Genomic DNA, 22326 nt, shown 5'->3' with positions numbered 1-22326 from the left:
ATCGTTTCTCTATAGTCGTCACTTCTATTCGCTTATTTATGCTTTCTTTTAATTCCACCTTTAAAAGAGATTTTGCATCAAGCTCTGCTGAGCTGATATAAAATTTAAAGGCCATGGTTGTTTTCTCCCCCAGGGGGAAATTACGAACGACTTATTTCACATAATCAATCTAAATAGACTGAAATTACCCTTCATTTATAACAACGAAAGTCCTGAAACAACTAGTTCTCGGTAACTATCACTGCGATTTGCTTGTTTATGCTTTCTCTTGATACCACCATCGAAAGACTTTTCATTCTTTAACAAGTTCAAGCTTGTATGTCGCACAGTTGCTAGATTTTCTGTTGAATTCTGCTGGCGAATACGACATGAGTCTTCATTCATAGAAATATCAAGTTGCCAATGCAAGTTATTTTCCACAGTCCAATGCGCTCTTGATGCCTCTAACAGTCCAATACGCTCTTGATGCCTCTAATAGAGACTTAGCATCTAGTTTTGCTGAACTGATATAAAACTTAACTGCTATAGTTGTTTGCATATCTTTCTCAGTTCTAAACGAGACAACATACCCAAGCGTTTTTAAGCCTGGCCATTCAAAAACTAAGTCACCAATTTCGTTAGCATCTGCAACCATACACATCCTGCTATCTTCTCGACCATGACCTTTTTCTTTAGTCGTATAGGCTTCTGTTTCTGGTAACTCTAATCGGCGAATTGAAAATATACCGTCTAATGCTGTTTGTAATCGTTCTTGGTTATCTTTAACAGGCAAAAGATAATCACCACCTTTATCTACGATTTTTTTAGCTATTTTAGTTTGGCATCCCATTGCATCAATAGTTACGAGGCATCCACGTACATCCAATAAATCTAATAACTTAGGAATCGCTGTAATTTCATTAGACTTAGCATTTGTCTTAACTTGCCCTAACACAACCGAATTAGCGGCTGCAAAAGCGCTAACCATATGAATAGTATCTGATTTATCTTTCTTATTAAATGAACCTCTTAATGTTTTTCCATCAATGGCAATGACATCTCCATGACTCATTTCACAGCAACTTTTCATCCAAGTAGCAAAGCACTTTTGAAATTCTTTTGGGTCAATCAACTGAAAAACACGAGAAATTGTGTCGTCCGTAGGTATTCCGCCTGAAAAGGGTAAATACTTTCTCAGCCAATCTAACTTATCGTTGCCGAAATCTTGTATTTCTTCCCAACCCTCACAGCCTGATATGACGGCTGTAATTGCCAAAAATAAAACATCAACTAAATTGTGATGCACTTTCCTCGGTTGTCGGGTATCACGGATGATTGAGAGCTGCTTTATCAAGGTTATTTGGGACATATCTAGTTTCTATTTAAGATAAAAAGAAGGTTATGATCACAACCAAAACTGATCTACAACGTGATCCTTTTGTAAATTCAGATATATAGATACAGCTAACATTAAAAAATAAAAGGTAAAAATAAAGAGCAATTAATAATCAAAATAAAAGTCTATATTCGTAATCTTGCCCTGTTTTCTCCCCTTTTTCAGTTCTAAAAGAGACTACATAACCAAGTGTTTTTAATCTGGTCCACTCAAAAGCCAAATCACCCATTTCGCTTGCATCAGCAACCATACAATGACGAGTTTCTTTTGCTTCTAAACGGCTAATTGAAAATATGTTATTTAATGCTTTTTGTAATCGTTCTTACAGGTAAAAGATAATCACCAGCCTTATCAACTATTTTTTTAGCTATTTTAGTTTGGCATCCCATTGCATCAATAGTTACGAGGCATCCACGTACATCCAATAAATCTAATAAATCTAATAACTTAGGAATCGCTGTAATTTCATTAGACTTAGCATCTGTCTTAACTTGCCCTAACACAACCGAATTAGCGGCTGCAAAAGCGCTAATCATATGAATGGTATCTGATTTATCTTTCTTATTAAATGAACCTCTTAATGTTTTCCATCAATAGCAATGATGTGTTTTTTAAGTACTTCATCACACCTGAGCTATTCTTTAAATTAGTAAATTTTTTAACTATATTCACTTGACTCTACTTATATTTACTGCAGAAAAATCTACCAGCCCAGGGCTAAATCATGAAAAACTAATAAGAATCGAATCGCCATCATTCATTTTCTAATTTATTTAGATTCACCTCTAAATTTCATTACCTGAAATTTAGAGGTGAATTTATAGGCCTCTTTCAACAATAAGTCCAGTAATAATAATGGATTTCATGATTTAAAGCCGAAGGAAAGATGCAAACTTATTTTTAACTTTTATTAGTAGAAAACTATAATCAATTCTAAAATTTTTATTGATGCAATAAAAATCACTAATATTATTCATGCCATATTTATTAACCTTTCTATATCGAAATAGGCAACTTTTAATTAAGACATTAAATTTTTCGATTAAATCCTGCCGTTTATTCTCTAAAAAAAAAGCTGTTGCTAACGCATAATGTAATGGCAACTTACCATCAATAGAATTAACTGAGATTGAGCCATCATGAGATCTAAATTTAGATAACGTTTTATCAACATAAGCAAATTTTGCATAACTGTTTGCCGTTAATAAAAAAATTAGTAAATCGTTTCCAATTGCATGCATAGAAAAATCACTTTCCACAGAATTGGGTATATCAATTAATAAATTAGATCTTAAATCATTTAATCGAAATAATGCACAGCCTGGCGACACGGGAAATTCACCTCCTAAGATTACACCCTCAATATATTTTTCATTATCATATAATCCAGATTTACCAAGATGATAGTGTTCTGACTTAATCTCTGAACCATCAATAAAAATTTCAGCCTTTGTATATACAAACCCTACATCTTCATTCTTCAGATACGGTAGTGTTTCTTCAATGAACTGTTTGTGAATCAAATCATCAGACCAGAGTATTTTCCCATAAGAACCAGTAGCCTCATCAATACAGCGCTTCCAATTTCTAACGGGGCCTACATTAGACTTATTCTGAAAACACTTTATTCTACTATCTTTGCTGGCAACAGCTTGAACAACTTCCCACGTACGATCTGTACTGCAATTATCAACAACCACGACTTCTATATTACCGTATGTTTGATTTAATGCGCTATAAAGTGTTTCCTCTATCAGAGTTTCACGATTAAAAACAGGAATCAGGATACTTACAAGTTCAGTCATTTTTTACCTTATACAATAATTTATATGATTCATATGGGCCAAAAAAAGCAAATATACTCAACGCTAAAATAGTGCCGAGTACAACACCTTCAACTCCCATGTTAAAATATTTCACAAAAAAAACAGACAATGGGATGTTAATAACAGATGCGACAATTGCAGTTCGCATCTGTAATTTAGTTTCATTTATACCATTTAAAAATATAGCAAAAACATTATTCCAAGTTAGAAAAAAAGTAAAAACGGCTAAGAAGTATATTAATTTATTATCTAGATGAGGTATCTCTCCAACCCATATTTCGATAACAAAAGGTGAAATTAAAGAGAGAACAAGTATCCCCAAAAATATTATGCCGAAAGCTTGCAATTGCTTATTCATCATCGTTCTCATCCAAGTGTAATCCCCACGATGAAATGCATCAGAATATGAAGTCCATAATGGCGCAACAATAATCCCATGAATAATGGTAATAACGGTGAATAATTTGAAGACAACATCATAAGACGTAACGTAAGCAGGGCCTAAAAGTTGCGTGATCATCAATTTATCCGTAGTAAATAATACCACAACTGCAATTTGAATAACAAAAAACCTTAACCCTAATGCTAAAGTATCAACTAATCGATTCTTCCGTACAAAGCTAAAACTGGGTGTGAAATCGGGGTTCGATTTGTAGAACCAAATGCTAAAAATAGAGTTTGAAATAAAAATGGAGATGCCATACGAAAAAGCTAAATACTCCATCGAACTTTCAGTATATAGATAAAGGGCATAAACAAATGTTAACGACAAAACATTTGATAAAAACTGATTAAATATCGTCTGTTCCGCTTTTTGTACCGCATTTAAAACTTGATTAATAAGCGAGAGAAGGAAATTTACAAGTACAAAAAACATTGAAATATTTACAACAAATTTCAATTCTTTATTTGTAATAATTTCAGTATTAAAAACACGATTCCAGGGAATATACTCACTTCCTATGAAAAATAGCCCTCCAATGCACACTGCGCCTAAACCAATCGAAACGTAAGCAGTTGAGATATACTTCCTTACGGAAACGAGATCATTTTTTGCTATTGATTCTGATATTCGATTTCTTAAACCGTTTCCAATTCCAAGGTCAAACATCAGCACCCAGGATAGGATGGACAATAAAGTTGACCAGATTCCATATTTTATTGCACCTAGATATTTAATCATTATTGGTATAATAAGAAATGAGGCCATCAATGCCAACATTTTAAAGACAAAAGCCCCTTTAAGCTGCTTTAGATATCTCTTAGACCTTGCACCAGAAACTTGTGACCCCATTACCATTACTGACTCAGCCACTCGATCATTCGCCCAACACCATCTTCTTTGCTTACTTTAGGCTTCCAGCCAGTTAACGACTCTAATTTTGTAGAATCAGCAACAAAGACCCGTTGGTCGCTAGAGCGAACAGGTAGTTTTTCATAACTTAACTTACATCCCGTAATGCTTTCTAATAGGGAGAACAACTCTAATAACGATAAGCTGTTATCAATACCGCCGCCAACGTTAAATGCTTTACCCGATACTTTTTCTTTGTTATCTAATGAAGAATAATAAAGTGAAATCATATCTTCTGCATGCAATACATCACGAACCTGTTTGCCTGTTCCAGAAATCGTGAATGGGGCGACATCTGGATTTGCTTTTGCATCAAGTGCTTTTTGGCAGAACCAGCCTACCCAACCTTGGTCATAGGTAGCAAATTGACGTCCGCCATACATTGATGAATGTCTAAACACAGTAGTGTTCAAACCAAACAATCTTGCATAATCAAGCATGTACTGATCAGCGGAGCCTTTTGAACAGCCGTAAGGAGAGTGAAAATCTAATCCCACTTTCTCATCAAAACCTGCAGGCAAATCCACACACTGATAACGAGTGGCTGTTTCTTCATACTCAAACTGCTCTAAATCGCCATAGACTTTATTCGTTGATGAATAAAAAATTGCAGTCTCAGGTGAATAGAGACGCACTGCTTCAAGTACATTGATTGAACCACCAATATTAACTTCAAAATCCATATATGGATTTTCAAGTGACGTTGTCATCGCGACCTGACCAGCAAGATGAAACATAGCATCCGGTTTTACACGCTCAATTAAGCGGGTTACATCGTTCTTATTACGAATATCACCATGCACAAACTCAAATTCACCAAAGGTTTTTAACCATGCCAGATTGTCTGTCGTACCTAATCGGGATAAATTATCAAAAACCGTCACTTCATAGCCTTTTTTGATACCATGAGAGGCTAAATTACTGCCTAAAAAACCACATCCGCCAGTGATTAATAACTTCATTATACATTTCCTTTTAATGTGGCCTGAATGCCTGACTCTAAAGAGTATGCAGGTTGCCAGCCTAATTGCTTTAATCTACTTGTATCGGCGCAACTGTACATCAGCTCATTTACTCTCATAGCTACTGCTCCGAAATCAAGCATTGATTTTGAATGACTACAAGAATGGATCATTTCAACTAACTCTCTAACGCTAGGTGCTAGACCGGAGCCAACTGGTACTGTCTCGAAAGAGTCTAATTTGTCTATATTTTCAATAAGCACTTTATACGCATCAACAACATCATTAATATAAATGAAATCACGTTGTTGGAGGCCATTCGTTAAAGCAAGTTTGTTACCGGCAAGGCATGCATTGATAACATACGAAGTAAATTTACTACTGTCATCTTCAGGGCCATAAAAATGCTCTAAAGCAACATTCACAAATTTAAGAGGACTTTCTACATTGAATTGGGCAAGCTTAACAAAGGTGTTTTTTGTTAATGCATAAGGTGAAATGTCATCCGGTAAAGAAGTACCAGTATGAATAAATGCTTTACTCTTATATTTATCTGCTAAAGCTAATAATTGAGTTGGAAAATCAATGTTTGCATTAACCAAGGCAGATAAAGATTCCCCTTTTCGACCATAGAGCGCCGCGGTGTTGATAATTACACCGGGCTGATGCAGTGCAAAAGCTTTTTCTAGTACATCACCTTCATCAATATAAATAACATCAACACCTTCAACGCGTGCCCTTGATGATGACCTACGAATAAGTGCGAAAACTCGATTTTCTTTTGATAATGCTTTAACTAAGTGACTACCTAAATAACCCGAAGCACCAGAAATAAATATAACCATAAACAGATCCTCATTTGGAGGCCAAAGCCTCCCACCCTTTTCAGAAGTTCAAACCAAGAAACTCTTCAAATTTTTCAATAACAAAGTCTAAATGATCTGTCGATAAACCAGGGTATACACCAATCCAGAAAGTATGGTTCATGATAATATCGGTATTAGTAAGATCTCCCACTACACGATATTCAACATTCTCAAAATAGGGCTGACGCGTTAAGTTACCCGCGAATAATAAACGTGTCCCAATTTTGTACTGATCCATGAATTTAAGCAGTTCAACGCGGTCTATACCACTTTCTGGTTTGATTGTAATGGGAAAGCCAAACCATGATGGATCTGAATTTTCAGTCGCTTCGGGTAGAATTAAGAACTCTTCACAAGAGGCCAAGCCTTTTACTAGATATTTAAAGTTATCTTTGCGCGCTTGCACTAACTCTTCAACACGATCCATTTGCGCTAAACCACAAGCGGCCTGCATATCTGTTATTTTAAGGTTGTAACCTAAATGCGAATAGGTGTACTTATGGTCGTAACCTTGTGGCAGTGAGCCTAATTGTTGGTCAAATCGCTTACCACAAGTATTATCACAGCCTGGCGGGCAATAACAATCACGCCCCCAGTCGCGGAATGATTCAAGCAGTTTACGAAGCTCTTTATCTTTAGTAAATACGGCACCACCTTCACCCATAGTAATATGGTGAGCGGGGTAAAAACTTACCGTTGCTATATCACCAAAAGTTCCAACCATTTGTCCATTATAAGTAGAGCCTAACGCATCACAGGAATCTTCAATTAACCAAAGGTTATGTTTATCAGTAACACGTTTCACTTCTGTTAAATCAAATGTATTACCCAAGGTATGCGCAATCATAATCGCTTTAGTTTTATCAGTTACAGCTGCTTCAATTAATTTAGCATTTATGTTGTAAGTTGGAATATCAACATCAACAAATACCGGAATTAGACCATTTTGGATAATTGGGTTTACCGTTGTCGGGAAACCAGCAGCAACGGTAATGACTTCATCACCCGGTTTTAATTGACGATCGCCAAGCTTAGGGGATGTAAGCGCGGTAAGCGCAAGTAAATTTGCTGAAGAGCCTGATGTTGTCGTCATGACATAAGGGACACCCAAGTATTCACCTAAACGCTTCTCAAATGCATCATTAAAACGTCCAGCGGTTAACCAACCGTCTAATGATGCTTCGACCATCATTTTAAGTTCATTAGCACCCAATACTTTACCTGAAGGTGGTACTACTGTTTCTCCACCAACAAACTCTTTTGGTGCATATTCAATTGCCGCGTATTGATCTACTAATTCTGCGATCTGCTTTCTAATTAATTCTTTAGACATTTTTATTTCCCGCTCTTATTGCCATATATTGTTTAATTTCGTTTAATGTATGCTGCTTGATATCTTTACCTTCAAGCCAAGCTTTCTGCCATGTTACGATACGACTTAGTGTTTCTTCTAGATTCCAGACTGGCTGCCAATCCAAGCGTACTTTTGCTTTTGAGCAATCCAATTTCAGATAATGCGCTTCATGTGGATGCTCACCGTCACTTAAATACCAACTCGCCTTATCACCCCATTGTTCAACTAACTTTTCAACAATCCACTGAACAGGTTTTGCATCTTCTTCACGGGGGCCAAAATTCCAAGCTTCCGCAAAATCAGGACCTTGTTCATAAAGATGCTCTGCAATTGTGATATAACCTGATAATGGTTCAAGAACATGCTGCCATGGACGAATCGCATGCGGGCTGCGAATTTCAACCGACTTGTTAGTTGAAAAAGCATTGAGCATATCAGGAATTAATCGGTCAGCAGCCCAATCGCCACCGCCAATCACGTTACCAGCTCTTACAGACGCAAGTGCACAACCATGCTCTTGGTATTTGTCTTTATGAAAGAAAGACTGGCGGTAAGATGAAGCAACCAGCTCGGCGCAGCCTTTGCTGTTACTATAAGGATCATATCCCCCCATCGCTTCATCTTCACGATAACCCCATATCCACTCGCGGTTTTCATAACATTTATCACTAGTGATGTTCACTACAGCTTTTACACCACCGACTTGCTTAACAGCTTCGAGCAGGTAAACTGTGCCCATTACATTAGTTGAATAGGTTTCCATCGGCTCATCATAGGACAAGCGTACCAATGGCTGAGCAGCCATATGAAAAACAATTTCAGGCTTAAATAAACTAATGCTTTCTCGCAAATGCAAAAAGTCTCGTATATCACCTTCTTCGGATAGCATTCCAAAACTTACATTGGCCTCTTCGAATAAGCTTGGTGTTGTGGGCACAGACAAAGAATAACCTTTAACAATAGCGCCCATCTCCTGAAGCCATAATGACAACCAGCTTCCTTTAAAACCAGTATGCCCTGTAATAAATACTCTTTTATCTTTCCAAAAACTAGGATTCATCATTTACTCCCAAATTTTCCAAGGTGCATTGCCTGCTTGCCATAACTCTTCAAGATGCACTTTATCACGCAGTGTATCCATCGGCTGCCAGAAACCTTGATGCTCATAAGACATTAACTCATTTTCTTGTGCTAATGTTTTTAATGGCTCTTGTTCCCATGTGCAGCTATCCCCATCGATGAGTTTTAATACTTCAGGGGAAAGCACAAAAAATCCACCATTAATCAGTGCTCCATCACCTCTCGGCTTTTCCTTGAAGCTATTCACTTTACCCGCAGTAATATCTAACGCACCAAAACGCCCCGGTGGAAATGTAGCTGTAAGAGTTGCTTTTTTGCCGTGCGATTTATGGAATTCGATAGTTTTTGTGATATCAACATCACTTACACCATCGCCATAGGTAAAACAAAAAGCTTCTTCGTCTTTTATGTGATCTGCGACTCGAGCTAAGCGACCACCAGTCATAGAAGCATCCCCTGTATCAATCAATGTCACAGTCCAAGGTTCTGCCCGCTCACAGTGCACTTTCATCTCATTATTTTTCATATCAAAAGTAACATCGGACATATGTAGGAAATAGTTAGCAAAATATTCTTTGATGACATAACCTTTATAACCACAGCAAATAATAAAATCATTGATACCATGAGCTGAATATTGTTTCATAATGTGCCATAAAATGGGCTTACCACCAATTTCAACCATAGGCTTTGGCTTTAAGGAGGTTTCTTCGCTGAGACGAGTGCCTAAACCACCGGCTAAAATGACTGCTTTCATGGATACTCCAAATAGAAATTAAAATTATTTTGCAGGTGTAAATGCATCGGAGAAAAACTGTTCTTTTGATAACTGCTTTTCAATAAAAGATATTTTGGCGGCATTAATCATCAATGGTGAACCGCAAGCATAAACTTGATATTCATTTAGAGACTCAAAATCATCACATACAGCCTGATGTACAAATCCCATTCGCCCATCCCATTGCTCCTCACCAGATAAAACGGGAGTGTAATAAATGTTTGAATTTTCTTCAGCAAACTGCTGTAACTTATCTAAATAGAAAGCACTTGGATTATTCATTCCCCAATAAATATGAATTTCACGCTTACTTTCATTAGCAACAAGATCTTCGATCATTGCTTTAACAGGAGCAATACCCGTTCCTCCTGCGAGGAAAATAATCGGCTTATTTGATTCGCGCACAAAAAAAGTTCCCTTAGGACCTTCTAATCGCATCAGTAAACCTTCTTTTAAACCAGAGAATACAGCCTCTGACATTTTACCTTCTGCTACCTTACGAATATGCAACTCAATACCGTCTGAAACTTGTTTGGCATTAGCAATAGAATAACTGCGCTTGATGCCTTTAAAATTCAAATCAACATATTGTCCAGGCAGAAAATCAAATTTAGCTGTCGGTGGAAATCTCAGTTTAATAACTATAATGTCAGCAGTTACATAATCAAAGCTTGCTACTTTGCTGGGTAATGTTTGTATTTGTTGTGATGCAAGCTCAGGATAATATTTAGCTTTTAATATGGCGTCAGATAATGCTCTAGATTGACAAGTCAGAATAGCCCCTTGACTAACTATTTCATCATTCTCATTTTCAATATCACCAAAAATCACTTCTGCCGAACAGGTGCCACATTCTCCTGTTTTGCAACTATGCTCTAATGGGATTGACTGGTCTAGCGCATCATCTAAAAGATTATTTTCACTTTGAAAGTGAACACCTGATGGTTGAATTTCGATTCTGTAGGCCATGTTTATCTAACCTCTGAACTTATCTTGATTATCAACAAACCACTGGTAGGCCAACGTCAAACCATCTTCCAAAGAAACTGAATATTCCCAACCTAATGATTCCAATCTTTCTACATTCATCAATTTGCGTGGCGCCCCATCTGGTTTCGTTGCATCAAATTTGATTTCACCTTCAAATCCAACAACCTTAGCGACCGTTTCAACTAAGTCTTTGATCGTGCAATCAACACCCGTGCCAACATTAATATGACTCAACATAGGCTCTGTATTGGAGTTATAGAGTTCTTTGCCTAAATTCATAACATAAATAGAGGCTGCTGCCATATCATCAACATATAAAAACTCCCGCATCGGTTTGCCACTGCCCCATGCAATCACTTCTTTATCACCATTCAGCTTAGCTTCATGAAAACGGCGCAGCAACGCTGGAATAACATGACTGTTTTCAGGATGGAAGTTATCACGTACACCATAAAGATTGGTTGGCATAACACTGCGATAATCTCGTCCATACTGGCGATTATAACTTTCACACAATTTGATGCCTGCTATTTTTGCAATAGCATAAGGCTCATTGGTTTCTTCTAATGTTCCCGTTAATAACGCTGATTCAGACATAGGCTGCTCCGCCAATTTCGGATAAATACAGGAAGAGCCTAAGAATAACAACCGCTGAATACCGGCTAAATGGGCGCTATTAATAATATTACATTCAATTATTAAGTTTTCGTAAATGAAATCAGCAGGGTAAGTATTGTTGGCAACAATCCCCCCTACTTTAGCCGCAGCCAGATAAACTTGATCTATTTTTTCGGTTTGAAAAAAATCAGAGACAGCTTGCTGATTGGTTAGATCCAATTCTTTGCGTGAGCGTACTACAATCTCAATATTTTCGTTGTTTTCTAGCTGACAGACAATAGCAGAGCCAACCATGCCATTATGCCCCGCAACAAAAATACGTTTTTTATTATTCATAAATACCTTTTAATCTTAAAATCTATTTACCACAGAGGTCCCTGAGGCGCTTCGCTACACAGAGGAAAGATTTAAAGTTAAGATAATATCTGAATGCTTTAAAAGACAAAACATTAAAGCTAACTTTTTTCTCTGCGTTATTGGTGGCCTCAGTTGTGCTCTCTCTATATCTTTATAAAACAATTCACCACCGAGGACACCGAGAACACAAAGGAAATACTTAAGGTTAAAATAATATTCAATCCTTTAACTACCGAAATTTTAAAATAGATAATCATATTTTCTCTGTGCTCTCGGTGTCCTCGGTGGTTAAATTCTTGTGCTCTATATATCTAAGATTCTACGGATACATTCACTTTGAAACCATGTGCTTGCAAAATCGCATGCTGCTTCGCTTTTTGTAAGTCGTTAGTGACCATTTCAGCGCACATCTCTTCAACCGTAATTTCTGGCGTCCAACCCAATTTTTCTTTTGCTTTTGACGGATCACCTAGTAGCGTTTCAACTTCAGCGGGACGGAAATAACGTGGATCAACTTTCACTATCACATCACCTACTTTTAGAGCGGGTGCGTTATCACCAGTAATAGATTTCACCGTTGCAATTTCATCAAGTCCCTTACCTGTGAATTCAAGTTCAATACCCGCCTCGATCGCTGATAATGTCACAAATTCACGCACACTGATTTGTTTGCCCGTTGCAATAACAAAATCATCAGCTGTTTCTTGCTGTAACATCATCCACTGCATACGCACGTAATCTTTTGCATGCCCCCAATCGCGCAGTGCATCCATATTTCCAAGATATAAACATTTTTCAAAACCTTGAGAAATATTAGCAATAGCACGGGTTATTTTACGGGTAACAAAAGTCTCACCACGACGAGGTGACTCATGGTTAAATAAAATACCGTTACAGGCATACATACCATAAGATTCACGGTAATTAACCACTATCCAATAAGCGTACATTTTAGCGACACCATAAGGTGAACGAGGGTGAAATGGGGTTGTTTCTTTTTGCGGAATTTCTTGTACTTCGCCAAACAGCTCTGAAGTTGATGCCTGATAGAATTTTGTTTTCTTTTCCAGCCCTAAAAAGCGAATTGCCTCTAATAAACGTAATGTTCCCATCGCATCAACGTCAGCCGTATATTCAGGACATTCAAAAGAAACGGCAACGTGAGATTGTGCACCAAGATTGTACAGTTCATCTGGTTGTACATCGTTAATAATACGCGTTAAATTAGATGAATCGGTTAAATCGCCATAATGCAGAAAGAATTTTTGATTTTGTTCATGGTTATCTTCATAAATATGGTCAACACGTTCGGTATTTAATGATGAAGAACGGCGTTTGATACCGTGCACTTCATAGCCCTTTTCTAATAACAATTCAGCAAGGTAAGAGCCATCTTGGCCGGTAACACCTGTAATTAATGCAACTTTATTTTGTGTCATGAACTTTCCTAAATATTTTTAAAACTAAGACCTAAAGATTAAAGGCTATCAGCTAATTTAAAATAAAAACCAGCCTAAAACATTATTTACAAAGAGAGATGAATGAGCAAAGAAGGAGGAAACCACAACAACACCTTTAAACATGTAAAGACCTCATTTCTTTCTCTTTGTGAGTTTAAATTTTTTGTATGTTTATTAAAGAGTTATTTACTAACTCATGCGCTTTTGAGTAACTATCAGCTTCTGCATAACAACGCAGTTCCGGGGCATTACCTGACGGTCGCAGATGAATAATTCGCTCGTCTGTTAATGTTATTCTTAAACCATCTGTTTCATCAACATTTTTAATTTCAACATTATCAAAACCCAACTGCATTAATAAATTTGCCGGATCATTTTTGCCTTGTGCAATAATCGTCTGACTTTTTTCAGTCGCAAAATTTTGAATGCGATCACTGTAGGTAAAACGTTGCGGTAATGCATTTACTAATGTTGAAATAACTCCTTCGCCTGCTGCAGCTAGCAACATAATTGCAGGCAGAACAGCATCACGCGTCGGCAATGCTTTTAATATTTGACCGTTTAATTGCACATCACTGCCCAGCAGAAAACCTCCATTGGCTTCAAAGCCTGCGACTGCATTAAATTTAGCCGCTAAGTTAGCAAACTCAGCAATCACATAAGGAGATCCAATTTTGGTTCGCTCTACATGTTTAAATTTATTACAGCTTTCAATCGCTGTATTACAGCTGACAGGGACAGCTAACGCCTCAATATTTAATGCTTCAGCACTTAATAAACCGAGAATATCCCCACGCAGCCAGTTCCCATTTTCATCGGATACTAATGGGCGGTCGCCATCACCATCGGTTGAAAAAACAACATCTAAATTATATTCTTTAGACCAGTTAATTGCTTTTAATGTATCTTCAACAGAAACAGCTTCAGTATCAATAGGCACAAACTTATCACTACGCTCTAGCGCAATCACTTCCGCACCCAGTTTTTCAAAAATACGGTAGTAAAGATCGCGACCGGCACTGGAATGCTCATAAATACCAATGCGTTTGCCAGTAAGCCAAGGGCTAGTAAATAAAGAGGTATAACGGGTAATGTATTCTTCAGCAGCGCGATGATTAATAACTAATTCAGGTAGCTCAGCAAGCGCTGCAAACTCAACTTGCTCAGTCAGAATAGCTTGCTCGTCAACTTTACTGATTTCGCCATCAGGACGGTAAAATTTAAGCCCGTTACGATCAAAAGGAATATGGCTGCCGGTAACCATAATGGCTGGAATAACATATTCTTGAGCCACGTAAGCTAACGCAGGCGTTGGAATAACACCATAATAGACAACATCAATCTCTAACTGTTGCAAAGCAGCGGCACAAGCTTTTGCCATCGCATAACTGCTCGGGCGGTTGTCAATTGCAATCGCAACTTGCTTAAAATTAAAGTTGCGCGTCATACCCGCAATAAATGCAACGGCAAAGGCGGCACAGACATCAGGGGTGAGTTGAGTCACTAAACCACGTGCACCACTAGTGCCAAATGCAATACCACTTTCTGCGATAACCGTTGCGCTAATTAATTTTTTGTTCATAATATTTCCAAATTATTCAGGGTCTGGTAAAAACAATTCACCACCGAGAACACAGAGGCTTCGCACACGGAGAAAAATGACAATACTTGTTAAGCTTTCCCCAGGCCCTCGGTGGTTAAACAGTATTTTTATACACTTACTCTTTTTAAACCATCCATTAACTTTTTCTCATTAAAATTAATTAACAAGCCTGTTTTTATCCCACTTAATTTCAAATAAGTTATGAGCTGTGCCGTATGGATTGGCGCAAGCTTATCCACCGACTTCAATTCTATTATTAACTTTTCTGGTAATAATATATCAAGCCTATAACCAGCATCGATAACAACACTCTTATATGCGATAGGTAATAAAACCTGATTTTCTGCAATAATCCCTACTTGATTTAACTCATACATCAAACATTGTTCATAACTTGATTCTAATAATCCTAGCCCAAGCGTTTTATGAACTTCAATAGCACAACAGGGGGAAATTACGAACGACTTAGTTCACATAATCAATCTAAATAGATTGAAATTACCCTTCATTTATAACAACGAAAGTCCTGAAACAACTAGTTCTCGGTAACTATCACTGCGATTTGCTTGTTTATGCTTTCTCTTGATACCACCATCGAAAGACTTTTCATTCTTTAACAAGTTCAAGCTTGTATGTCGCACAGTTGCTAGATTTTCTGTTGAATTCTGCTGGCGAATACGACATGAGTCATCATTCATAGAAATATCAAGTTGCCAATGCAAGTTATTTTCCACAGTCCAATGCGCTCTTGATGCCTCTAATAGAGACTTAGCATCTAGTTTTGCTGAACTGATATAAAACTTAACTGCTACAGTTGTTTGCATATCTTTCTCAGTTCTAAACGAGACAACATACCCAAGCGTTTTTAAGCCTGGCCATTCAAAAACTAAGTCACCAATTTCGTTAGCATCTGCAACCATACACATCCTGCTATCTTCTCGACCATGACCTTTTTCTTTAGTCGTATAGGCTTCTGTTTCTGGTAACTCTAATCGGCGAATTGAAAATATACCGTCTAATGCTGTTTGTAATCGTTCTTGGTTATCTTTAACAGGCAAAAGATAATCACCACCTTTATCTACGATTTTTTTAGCTATTTTAGTTTGGCATCCCATTGCATCAATAGTTACGAGGCATCCACGTACATCCAATAAATCTAATAACTTAGGAATCGCTGTAATTTCATTAGACTTAGCATTTGTCTTAACTTGCCCTAACACAACCGAATTAGCGGCTGCAAAAGCGCTAACCATATGAATAGTATCTGATTTATCTTTCTTATTAAATGAACCTCTTAATGTTTTTCCATCAATGGCAATGACATCTCCATGACTCATTTCACAGCAACTTTTCATCCAAGTAGCAAAGCACTTTTGAAATTCTTTTGGGTCAATCAACTGAAAAACACGAGAAATTGTGTCGTCCGTAGGTATTCCGCCTGAAAAGGGTAAATACTTTCTCAGCCAATCTAACTTATCGTTGCCGAAATCTTGTATTTCTTCCCAACCCTCACAGCCTGATATGACGGCTGTAATTGCCAAAAATAAAACATCAACTAAATTGTGATGCACTTTCCTCGGTTGTCGGGTATCACGGATGATTGAGAGCTGCTTTATCAAGGTTATTTGGGACATATCTAGTTTCTATTTAAGATAAAAAGAAGGTTATGATCACAACCAAAACTGATCTACAACGTGATCCTTTTGTAAATTCAGATATATAGATACAGCTAACATTAAAAAATAAAAGGTAAAAATAAAAAGCAATTAATAATCAAAATAAAAGTCTATATTCGTAATCTTGCCCTGAACTTTATCTTTAACCATTTTCTCTATAGTTAAGCTTTTACTTATTAGACTCGGCCGTAGCGATCTTCGAAGCGCACTATATCATCTTCACCAAGATAACTGCCTGTCTGCACTTCAATCATCTCTAACAGGATTTTGCCGGGATTTTCCAACGCATGAATGGTACCTAACGGGATGTAGGTTGATTCATTTTCAGTGACTAAAATAGTTTTATCACCATTTAACACGCTTGCGGTGCCAGATACCACAATCCAATGCTCCGAGCGGTGGTGATGTTTTTGAATTGAAAGTTTTTCACCCGGTTTAACGGTAATTCGTTTTACATGATCCCTTTTACCAAAATCGATAGAGTCGTATTTACCCCAGGGACGATATACTTCACGGTGTAGTTTATGTTCAGTTCGGCCTGCTTCTTTTAGCTGGTTAACAATCGTTTTAACATCTTGCACTTTATCTTTGCTTGCCACTAAAATGGCATCTTTAGTTTCAATAATCACTAAGTTATCAACACCGACCGTAGAGACCAATTTATGTTCTGCATAGATATAATTGTTGGTTGAATCAACGACCATTACATCACCTTTTATGGCATTTTGGTTATCATCTTTAGCTGAGACTTCCCATAACGCAGAAAAAGAGCCCACATCGCTCCAACCAGCATCCATAGGCACAACCATCACCGAATTGCTTCCCTGTGCACAAAGAGGCTCCATCACCGAATAATCGATAGAGTCATTTGGACAGGTTGCAAAGATAGCTTTGTCAACACGAATAAAATCTAAGTCTTGTGATGGTGCAGCAATAGCACGCTTGCACACGTCCAATATAATGGGTGAAAATTTGGCTAATTCTTCAAGGTAACGACTTGCTTTGAACAGGAACATACCTGAGTTCCAGTAGTAGTTCCCACTTGCCAAATACTCTTCTGCAGTAGCCAAGTCTGGTTTTTCTACAAATTCACTAACAGAGAAAGCATCATGACTGCCATTCGTATCTAGCCCCTCGCAGTTCGTCCCTCTTTTTATATAACCATAACCCGTTTCAGGCGCAGTAGGAACGATACCAAAAGTAACCAGTTGGCCATTTTCTGCAAGAAGTAATGCTTTTGCTACTGAAGTTTTAAAAGCCTCTTCATTTTCAATGATATGATCAGCAGCAAGTATTAATAAAACAGGCTCTTCGCCATCAACTGCATTGTTAACCGCTCGTAGCGCAGCCAATGCAATAGCAGGCGCTGTATTTCTGCCAACAGGCTCCAAGATAATACCGCTATGATCATAACCGCCTAAACGCATTTGCTCAGCAGCAATAAAACGGTGATCTTCATTACAAATTAATACAGGTGCGGCATGCTCCATACCAGATAAACGCGCAACGGTCTGCTGCAACATTGATTGCTCACCTGTTACGGTTAAAAACTGTTTTGGGTAAAGCTCACGAGAAAGTGGCCATAATCGACTACCAGTACCACCGGCCAGAATAACAGGAGAGATCATAAATTATTTTCCAGTTTCAGTTTCAAGTTCCGAGTCAATAATGAAGCTCAAAGCATTAAGAACTCATTAATTATTTAAATAGTAAATCTGCTTGTTTATCTTTTTGAAAATACCATTTGCTGTGAGCGTGAACCTTTTCATCTACCAATAAATCAGTTTCAGAAAACCACTTATAACAGGAGTGCTGTTCAACCGGCAGCAATGATAACTTACCATTAAAGGTAATTTCATAAGCTAAAACAACATAGTGCGTTGTAAATTTATCTTCTGAAAAATTATCTTTATAAAAATGCTGATAAACCCCTTTAAATTTTGACACTACTTCTGTTAAATCTAATTCTGCTTTTATTAAGCGTTTAAATGCACGCTCAAAGGATTCATCTTTTAATATTCGCCCACCAGGAACAAACCAATCTCTTTTTGCAGGACGGTTGGTGCGTTTACCAAGCAAAATTTGGCCGTTGTTATTGCGTACAATAAGGTCAATAGATACAAGTGGCGTCGATTTAATCACAGTCTTAAATGTTACTAATGGGAGCATAATGTTGATTTTCCATTAAACTTTATTCAATAATTTCAACACGTAACGTTTTAAACTGAGACATTTATTGTAATTTTAAAGGCGAATAAAACTTACCAAAAATAAAATTAATCATTAACTTTCAATTACTTAAAAACAAACCGTCAATTGGTAGTGTTTGTTTGTTTTTTTACTTTTTAGAACTTCTGATAGCATTAGCAATCAACACCATCGCTAGGCTCAACATACCACCTAATAATGTACCCATAACAACAATCAACGCACGCTTAGGTTTACTTTTTTCTTCGGCGACAACGGCGGGATCAATGGTTTTAAATGCATATTCTATTTGTACTTGTGATAGCATTTTTGTTTTTAACTGCTCTTCAATCAACTTATAAAAAACCGTACGCATATCAGCAAGATTGGTTACTTCTAAATTGGATTTAAGGTATTTAATATTTCGGTCAACTTCTGCAGAATCTTTTTCTCTCATCTCTTTATTTAAATCAAGAATCAATAACTCAACCCACTGCTTAGCTAAGATGGGTGATATAAATTCAATACTAAGGGTAACCATGCCTGTTTCTTTATTAGAGCTAATAACCACAAGCTCACTGAATAACTCATAAACCTCCCAATCGCTAGGTTCAGCAGATTTACCGGCTTTCACCTCACGTATCCAAGCTTTGCTTTGGGTGTCATAGATTTCTTTATCTAATAATAAATCACCTGTTGAGGCATTCCATTTGTCACCTGCAAACAAGGGTATTTTCAAATCATGGCGATTTACAAAGGCCGTTAAAAATTTTCGCGATTTTAATACCGCTATCGCCAGATCAGTTGAACTAGCGGCCCCAGATCCAAGGTTAACGCCGGCTAATGAAGCTAAACCGCCAAACTGTGACGCTAATGCGCCCATTTTATTACTGTCTTCTGACACTGGTGCTAATAATACTAATGATTTGTAGATATTTGGTTTGGATAGAGCAAAAACCACTGCGCCCGCCGCAAAAATCACTGTTATTAAAATAATTAACCATTTTCCTTTCCATACAACAGAAAAAAGTTCACCCAAATCAATCACATCACTAGGGTTAGCGGGTTTCTGCATTTGAAATGACTCACTAGTGGTTACCCTGTTTTGTTGCTTATTTTGCATTTATTTACATCTCGTGTATTAGGAATGAAATAGTTTATCTGTTTAAGCTTTCGATGTGCTTAACTTATTCGTCGAGCTCCCGGCCAAAGCAATGCTGGGATGACGGTTATATACGCTACCGGATCACAGTTGTTTTTCACTAATTACTTATCGCGCTCCAAGCTACACCTAACTGGTACATTATCTGTGTTGATGAGGTAAGGGTTGACAATCTATCCATGTAATCAGTATCCATCGGCATGACAATAGTATCACCCGGCATTAACTGCTGTTCTTCACGGCTAAACCAGAATGACTGATTGGGAATAAAGACACTGCCGTTTGCACGGATAACATAAACTCGGTCTGTATCTGCTTGTTTTTTAGCACCACCCGATAGCGCTAAGTAGGCATCAACGCTTTTATTTTCTTCAAAAATATGAGCCGTTGGAAACTGTACATGTCCAATGACTGATATTACTTTACGTAATGGTGGAATATGTAAAAAATCCTGATTCTCTAAATTAATATTTTGTGCTTCGTCGTGCTGCAGCATTTTTTTAAGATTAATGGACATACGGCCAACGGCTTCAGCGACTCCAAGCTTCTCAACGGTATCCATCGCACTCTGGGTATTATTACTTTGTACTGGATTGCTGCTGGACTGGCGGCGAAATGCTAACGAACTGACTTCTTCTTTTAAGCGCCTATGTAAAAATGCGAGTTGTTTTTCTTCTATTTTACGCAGGCTTTCTCTCGCAAATACAGCACCTTCTGGATAAGCGTATTCAGTCAGACCGCCTGCTCGTTGAATCACATCATATAATGTTTCACCACGATTAAAGCGGTAAGTCCCCGGAAACCGCACTTCGCCCGACAAAGTTGCTTTGTAATCTTCCCGCCATTCGGGCTTAGTAAAGACATGCACTCTATCTTTACTTTTAAGCTTAATATTTCCATTTTTAGTGTCTTTCATCGCACTGGCAATATCAATTGTTTGATAATGAATACGCTCTTTACCGTCAATCAACTTAATACGGCTTAATTCACCGGCCGTCAAATACGATGCCTCTTTTAAACCGCCAGCGAGATTGATCAGCGTTTTTAAATCGGCATGTTCAAATAAGGGGTAAACACCGGGGAACTTAACTGCGCCACGAATATCAACAATTTGCACTGCATTTTCAAAATTAGACTGCGCTTTTAACTGCGCAATGACAGGTTTTAGCAGGTCCGCTCTAAAGGCTTGTGCACTGCTCTGCTGTTTTGATTTATCACCTAAATCCGAGATGACGAATTGATCATTAACCTCTTGATTATCAATCTGTTTGGATAAATTACTTTTCTTACCCAGTTTTTCAGCAATTCCGGTCTCTTTATTTAAAATTAGGAGCTGATCTTGCGCCTGTAACTTCAGATCTAAGTCACTTTTAGGGTTAGATATGGCAGCCAGCAGATCAAAATACAGCACTTTAATATTATGCTCAAGACCCACTTCTCGCACCAGTAACGCGTTGTGTAAATCAGCATCTTTATTCAAATCGAATTTGATTGATGTAATTAAATCACTGACGGTTAAGTCTGCATTCCACTGATAGGCTCCTTCATAACTAACAGCACCAGAAACACTGACCGCATTATGGTAAAGATCAGTCACGCCACCAACATTCAACTGATCGCCATTTTCGACTATAAATGTTTGACTACTCTGCTTATCTTCCAAGTTGAAATTATATAAATCTCGGCCAATTTGAGTTCTTCTTGTTACTTGCACGCCAGGGTATGCTTTTGCGTTTAAACCGCCCGCAAGTTTAAGGATGCTATCAATATCTTTTTCATTTTTTAATTCATAAATCGCCGGCCGTTTTACAAAACCATCAATACTGACGGTTTTCTTTTTGATTGGGATAAAAACAACATCACCTTGTTTGAGTGAAATATCTGAGGATGTATCACCCGAAATTAACAGATCATAGAGATCGATTTTTTTGATGATTTTATTATTACGCTTTACCTGGATCTCACGTAAAGAGCCTAATCTCTCTATACCGCCAGCAGCTTTTATTGCCTGAGTGACCGAAGATAATGAGCTAATGACGTAACTGCCAGGTTTATAAGCCGCCCCCAACACAAAAACTTCCATTGTTTTTAATTTACCTAAGCTGATACTGGTTTCGACACCAATCATGCGGCGGTTTATTAACGCTGTAAATTCTGTTTTAAGCTGCTGATAAGTTAAGCCCCTGGCCTGAAAAGGTCCCAAGTCTGGAATATGGATAGAGCCTTCGCGGTTAATCACTAAATTGTAGCTTTCTGTCTTTGTACCAAACACTTTGATTTGCAGCTCATCGCCAACCCCCAACAAATAATCATTCGGGACAGGAAGATCGCTTAAGGGTGCCAATGACATGGGTTCGCCGGCAAACAGATCATAACCAAACATCTTCAAACCCCTTGGTGTTTTTTGGGCCGTTGTTGTAGGATCTTCTGTTGTACGATCTTCTATTGTCGGCTCTGCATCTGGCGTTGCGCTATTTTCAGCAGGAGGCGCGGTGACAGCATCTATATTGACGCCGTATTGCGAGGCCAGTGCATTTTGTTGCGCGCTTGGCAGTGCTTTAAACTGTTGAATCTGCGCAGACGTTGGCGTAGCAGCCAGCGCATTAAAAGACCCAACAAGCAGCATTAAAGCTGAAAATAATAGACATAAATTAAACATTTTTCACTCGTTACCTATA

17 protein-coding genes and 2 pseudogenes are annotated in these 22326 nt (G+C 37.8%); all 19 read right to left on the bottom strand.

Annotated elements, in window-relative coordinates; genetic code table 11:
• Positions 1-195: 195 nt before the first annotated feature.
• Positions 196-1348 (bottom strand): annotated as a pseudogene (locus tag PING_RS19730) (ISAs1 family transposase).
• A 347-nt stretch (positions 1349-1695) separates the two neighbouring features.
• Positions 1696-1962: pseudogene (locus PING_RS20875) on the bottom strand (ISAs1 family transposase); the annotation flags it as partial.
• A gap of 282 nt (positions 1963-2244) precedes the next feature.
• A complete protein-coding gene (locus tag PING_RS04110; protein ID WP_011769189.1) occupies positions 2245-3180 on the bottom strand; it encodes a glycosyltransferase family 2 protein in 936 nt (311 codons plus the stop codon).
• Positions 3173-4516: a lipopolysaccharide biosynthesis protein gene (locus PING_RS04105; protein ID WP_157035302.1), complete on the bottom strand. Its 1344-nt coding sequence runs from the start codon at positions 4514-4516 to the stop codon at positions 3173-3175. Before PING_RS04105 ends, PING_RS04110 begins: the two co-directional genes overlap by 8 nt.
• Entirely contained in the window at positions 4501-5517 is a 1017-nt protein-coding gene (locus PING_RS04100; protein ID WP_011769187.1) for a GDP-mannose 4,6-dehydratase, read from the bottom strand. The genes PING_RS04105 and PING_RS04100 overlap by 16 nt, the downstream gene beginning before the upstream one ends.
• A complete protein-coding gene (locus PING_RS04095; protein ID WP_011769186.1) occupies positions 5517-6362 on the bottom strand; it encodes an NAD-dependent epimerase/dehydratase family protein in 846 nt (281 codons plus the stop codon). Before PING_RS04095 ends, PING_RS04100 begins: the two co-directional genes overlap by 1 nt.
• Before the next feature lie 40 nt (positions 6363-6402).
• A complete protein-coding gene (gene rfbH / locus PING_RS04090) occupies positions 6403-7716 on the bottom strand; it encodes a lipopolysaccharide biosynthesis protein RfbH (protein WP_011769185.1) in 1314 nt (437 codons plus the stop codon).
• On the bottom strand, positions 7709-8800 hold the full coding sequence (gene rfbG / locus PING_RS04085; protein ID WP_041765941.1) for a CDP-glucose 4,6-dehydratase: 1092 nt from the start codon (positions 8798-8800) through the stop codon (positions 7709-7711). The genes rfbH and rfbG overlap by 8 nt, the downstream gene beginning before the upstream one ends.
• The gene (gene rfbF, locus PING_RS04080) at positions 8801-9574 is read right to left on the bottom strand and encodes a glucose-1-phosphate cytidylyltransferase (protein WP_011769183.1); all 774 of its coding nucleotides are present in this window, start codon (positions 9572-9574) and stop codon (positions 8801-8803) included.
• 24 nt (positions 9575-9598) lie between these two features.
• Entirely contained in the window at positions 9599-10564 is a 966-nt protein-coding gene (locus tag PING_RS04075; protein WP_011769182.1) for a CDP-6-deoxy-delta-3,4-glucoseen reductase, read from the bottom strand.
• Between the two features lie 6 nt (positions 10565-10570).
• The gene (gene fcl / locus PING_RS04070; protein ID WP_011769181.1) at positions 10571-11539 is read right to left on the bottom strand and encodes a GDP-L-fucose synthase; all 969 of its coding nucleotides are present in this window, start codon (positions 11537-11539) and stop codon (positions 10571-10573) included.
• Positions 11540-11871: 332 nt separating this feature from the next.
• Positions 11872-12999 (bottom strand): GDP-mannose 4,6-dehydratase, encoded by a 1128-nt coding sequence (gene gmd / locus PING_RS04065; RefSeq protein ID WP_011769180.1) that lies wholly within the window; start codon positions 12997-12999, stop codon positions 11872-11874.
• Between the two features lie 175 nt (positions 13000-13174).
• Positions 13175-14602 (bottom strand): phosphomannomutase, encoded by a 1428-nt coding sequence (locus tag PING_RS04060; protein ID WP_011769179.1) that lies wholly within the window; start codon positions 14600-14602, stop codon positions 13175-13177.
• A gap of 128 nt (positions 14603-14730) precedes the next feature.
• Positions 14731-15060, bottom strand: coding sequence for a GxxExxY protein (locus tag PING_RS04055; protein ID WP_332248881.1), 330 nt, complete (start codon positions 15058-15060; stop codon positions 14731-14733).
• 72 nt (positions 15061-15132) lie between these two features.
• Complete coding sequence (locus tag PING_RS04050) at positions 15133-16257, bottom strand: ISAs1-like element ISPin4 family transposase (protein ID WP_011769178.1); 1125 nt, start codon at positions 16255-16257, stop codon at positions 15133-15135.
• A 218-nt stretch (positions 16258-16475) separates the two neighbouring features.
• A complete protein-coding gene (locus PING_RS04045) occupies positions 16476-17927 on the bottom strand; it encodes a mannose-1-phosphate guanylyltransferase/mannose-6-phosphate isomerase (protein ID WP_011769177.1) in 1452 nt (483 codons plus the stop codon).
• A 70-nt stretch (positions 17928-17997) separates the two neighbouring features.
• Complete coding sequence (locus PING_RS04040) at positions 17998-18468, bottom strand: GDP-mannose mannosyl hydrolase (RefSeq protein WP_011769176.1); 471 nt, start codon at positions 18466-18468, stop codon at positions 17998-18000.
• A 169-nt stretch (positions 18469-18637) separates the two neighbouring features.
• Entirely contained in the window at positions 18638-19609 is a 972-nt protein-coding gene (locus PING_RS04035) for a Wzz/FepE/Etk N-terminal domain-containing protein (protein WP_041765936.1), read from the bottom strand.
• A gap of 139 nt (positions 19610-19748) precedes the next feature.
• Complete coding sequence (locus PING_RS04030; RefSeq protein ID WP_011769174.1) at positions 19749-22307, bottom strand: SLBB domain-containing protein; 2559 nt, start codon at positions 22305-22307, stop codon at positions 19749-19751.
• Positions 22308-22326 lie beyond the last annotated feature (19 nt).

Source organism: Psychromonas ingrahamii 37, from assembly GCF_000015285.1.
Lineage (GTDB): Bacteria > Pseudomonadota > Gammaproteobacteria > Enterobacterales > Psychromonadaceae > Psychromonas > Psychromonas ingrahamii.
This window is presented reverse-complemented; position numbering and strand designations above follow the sequence as displayed.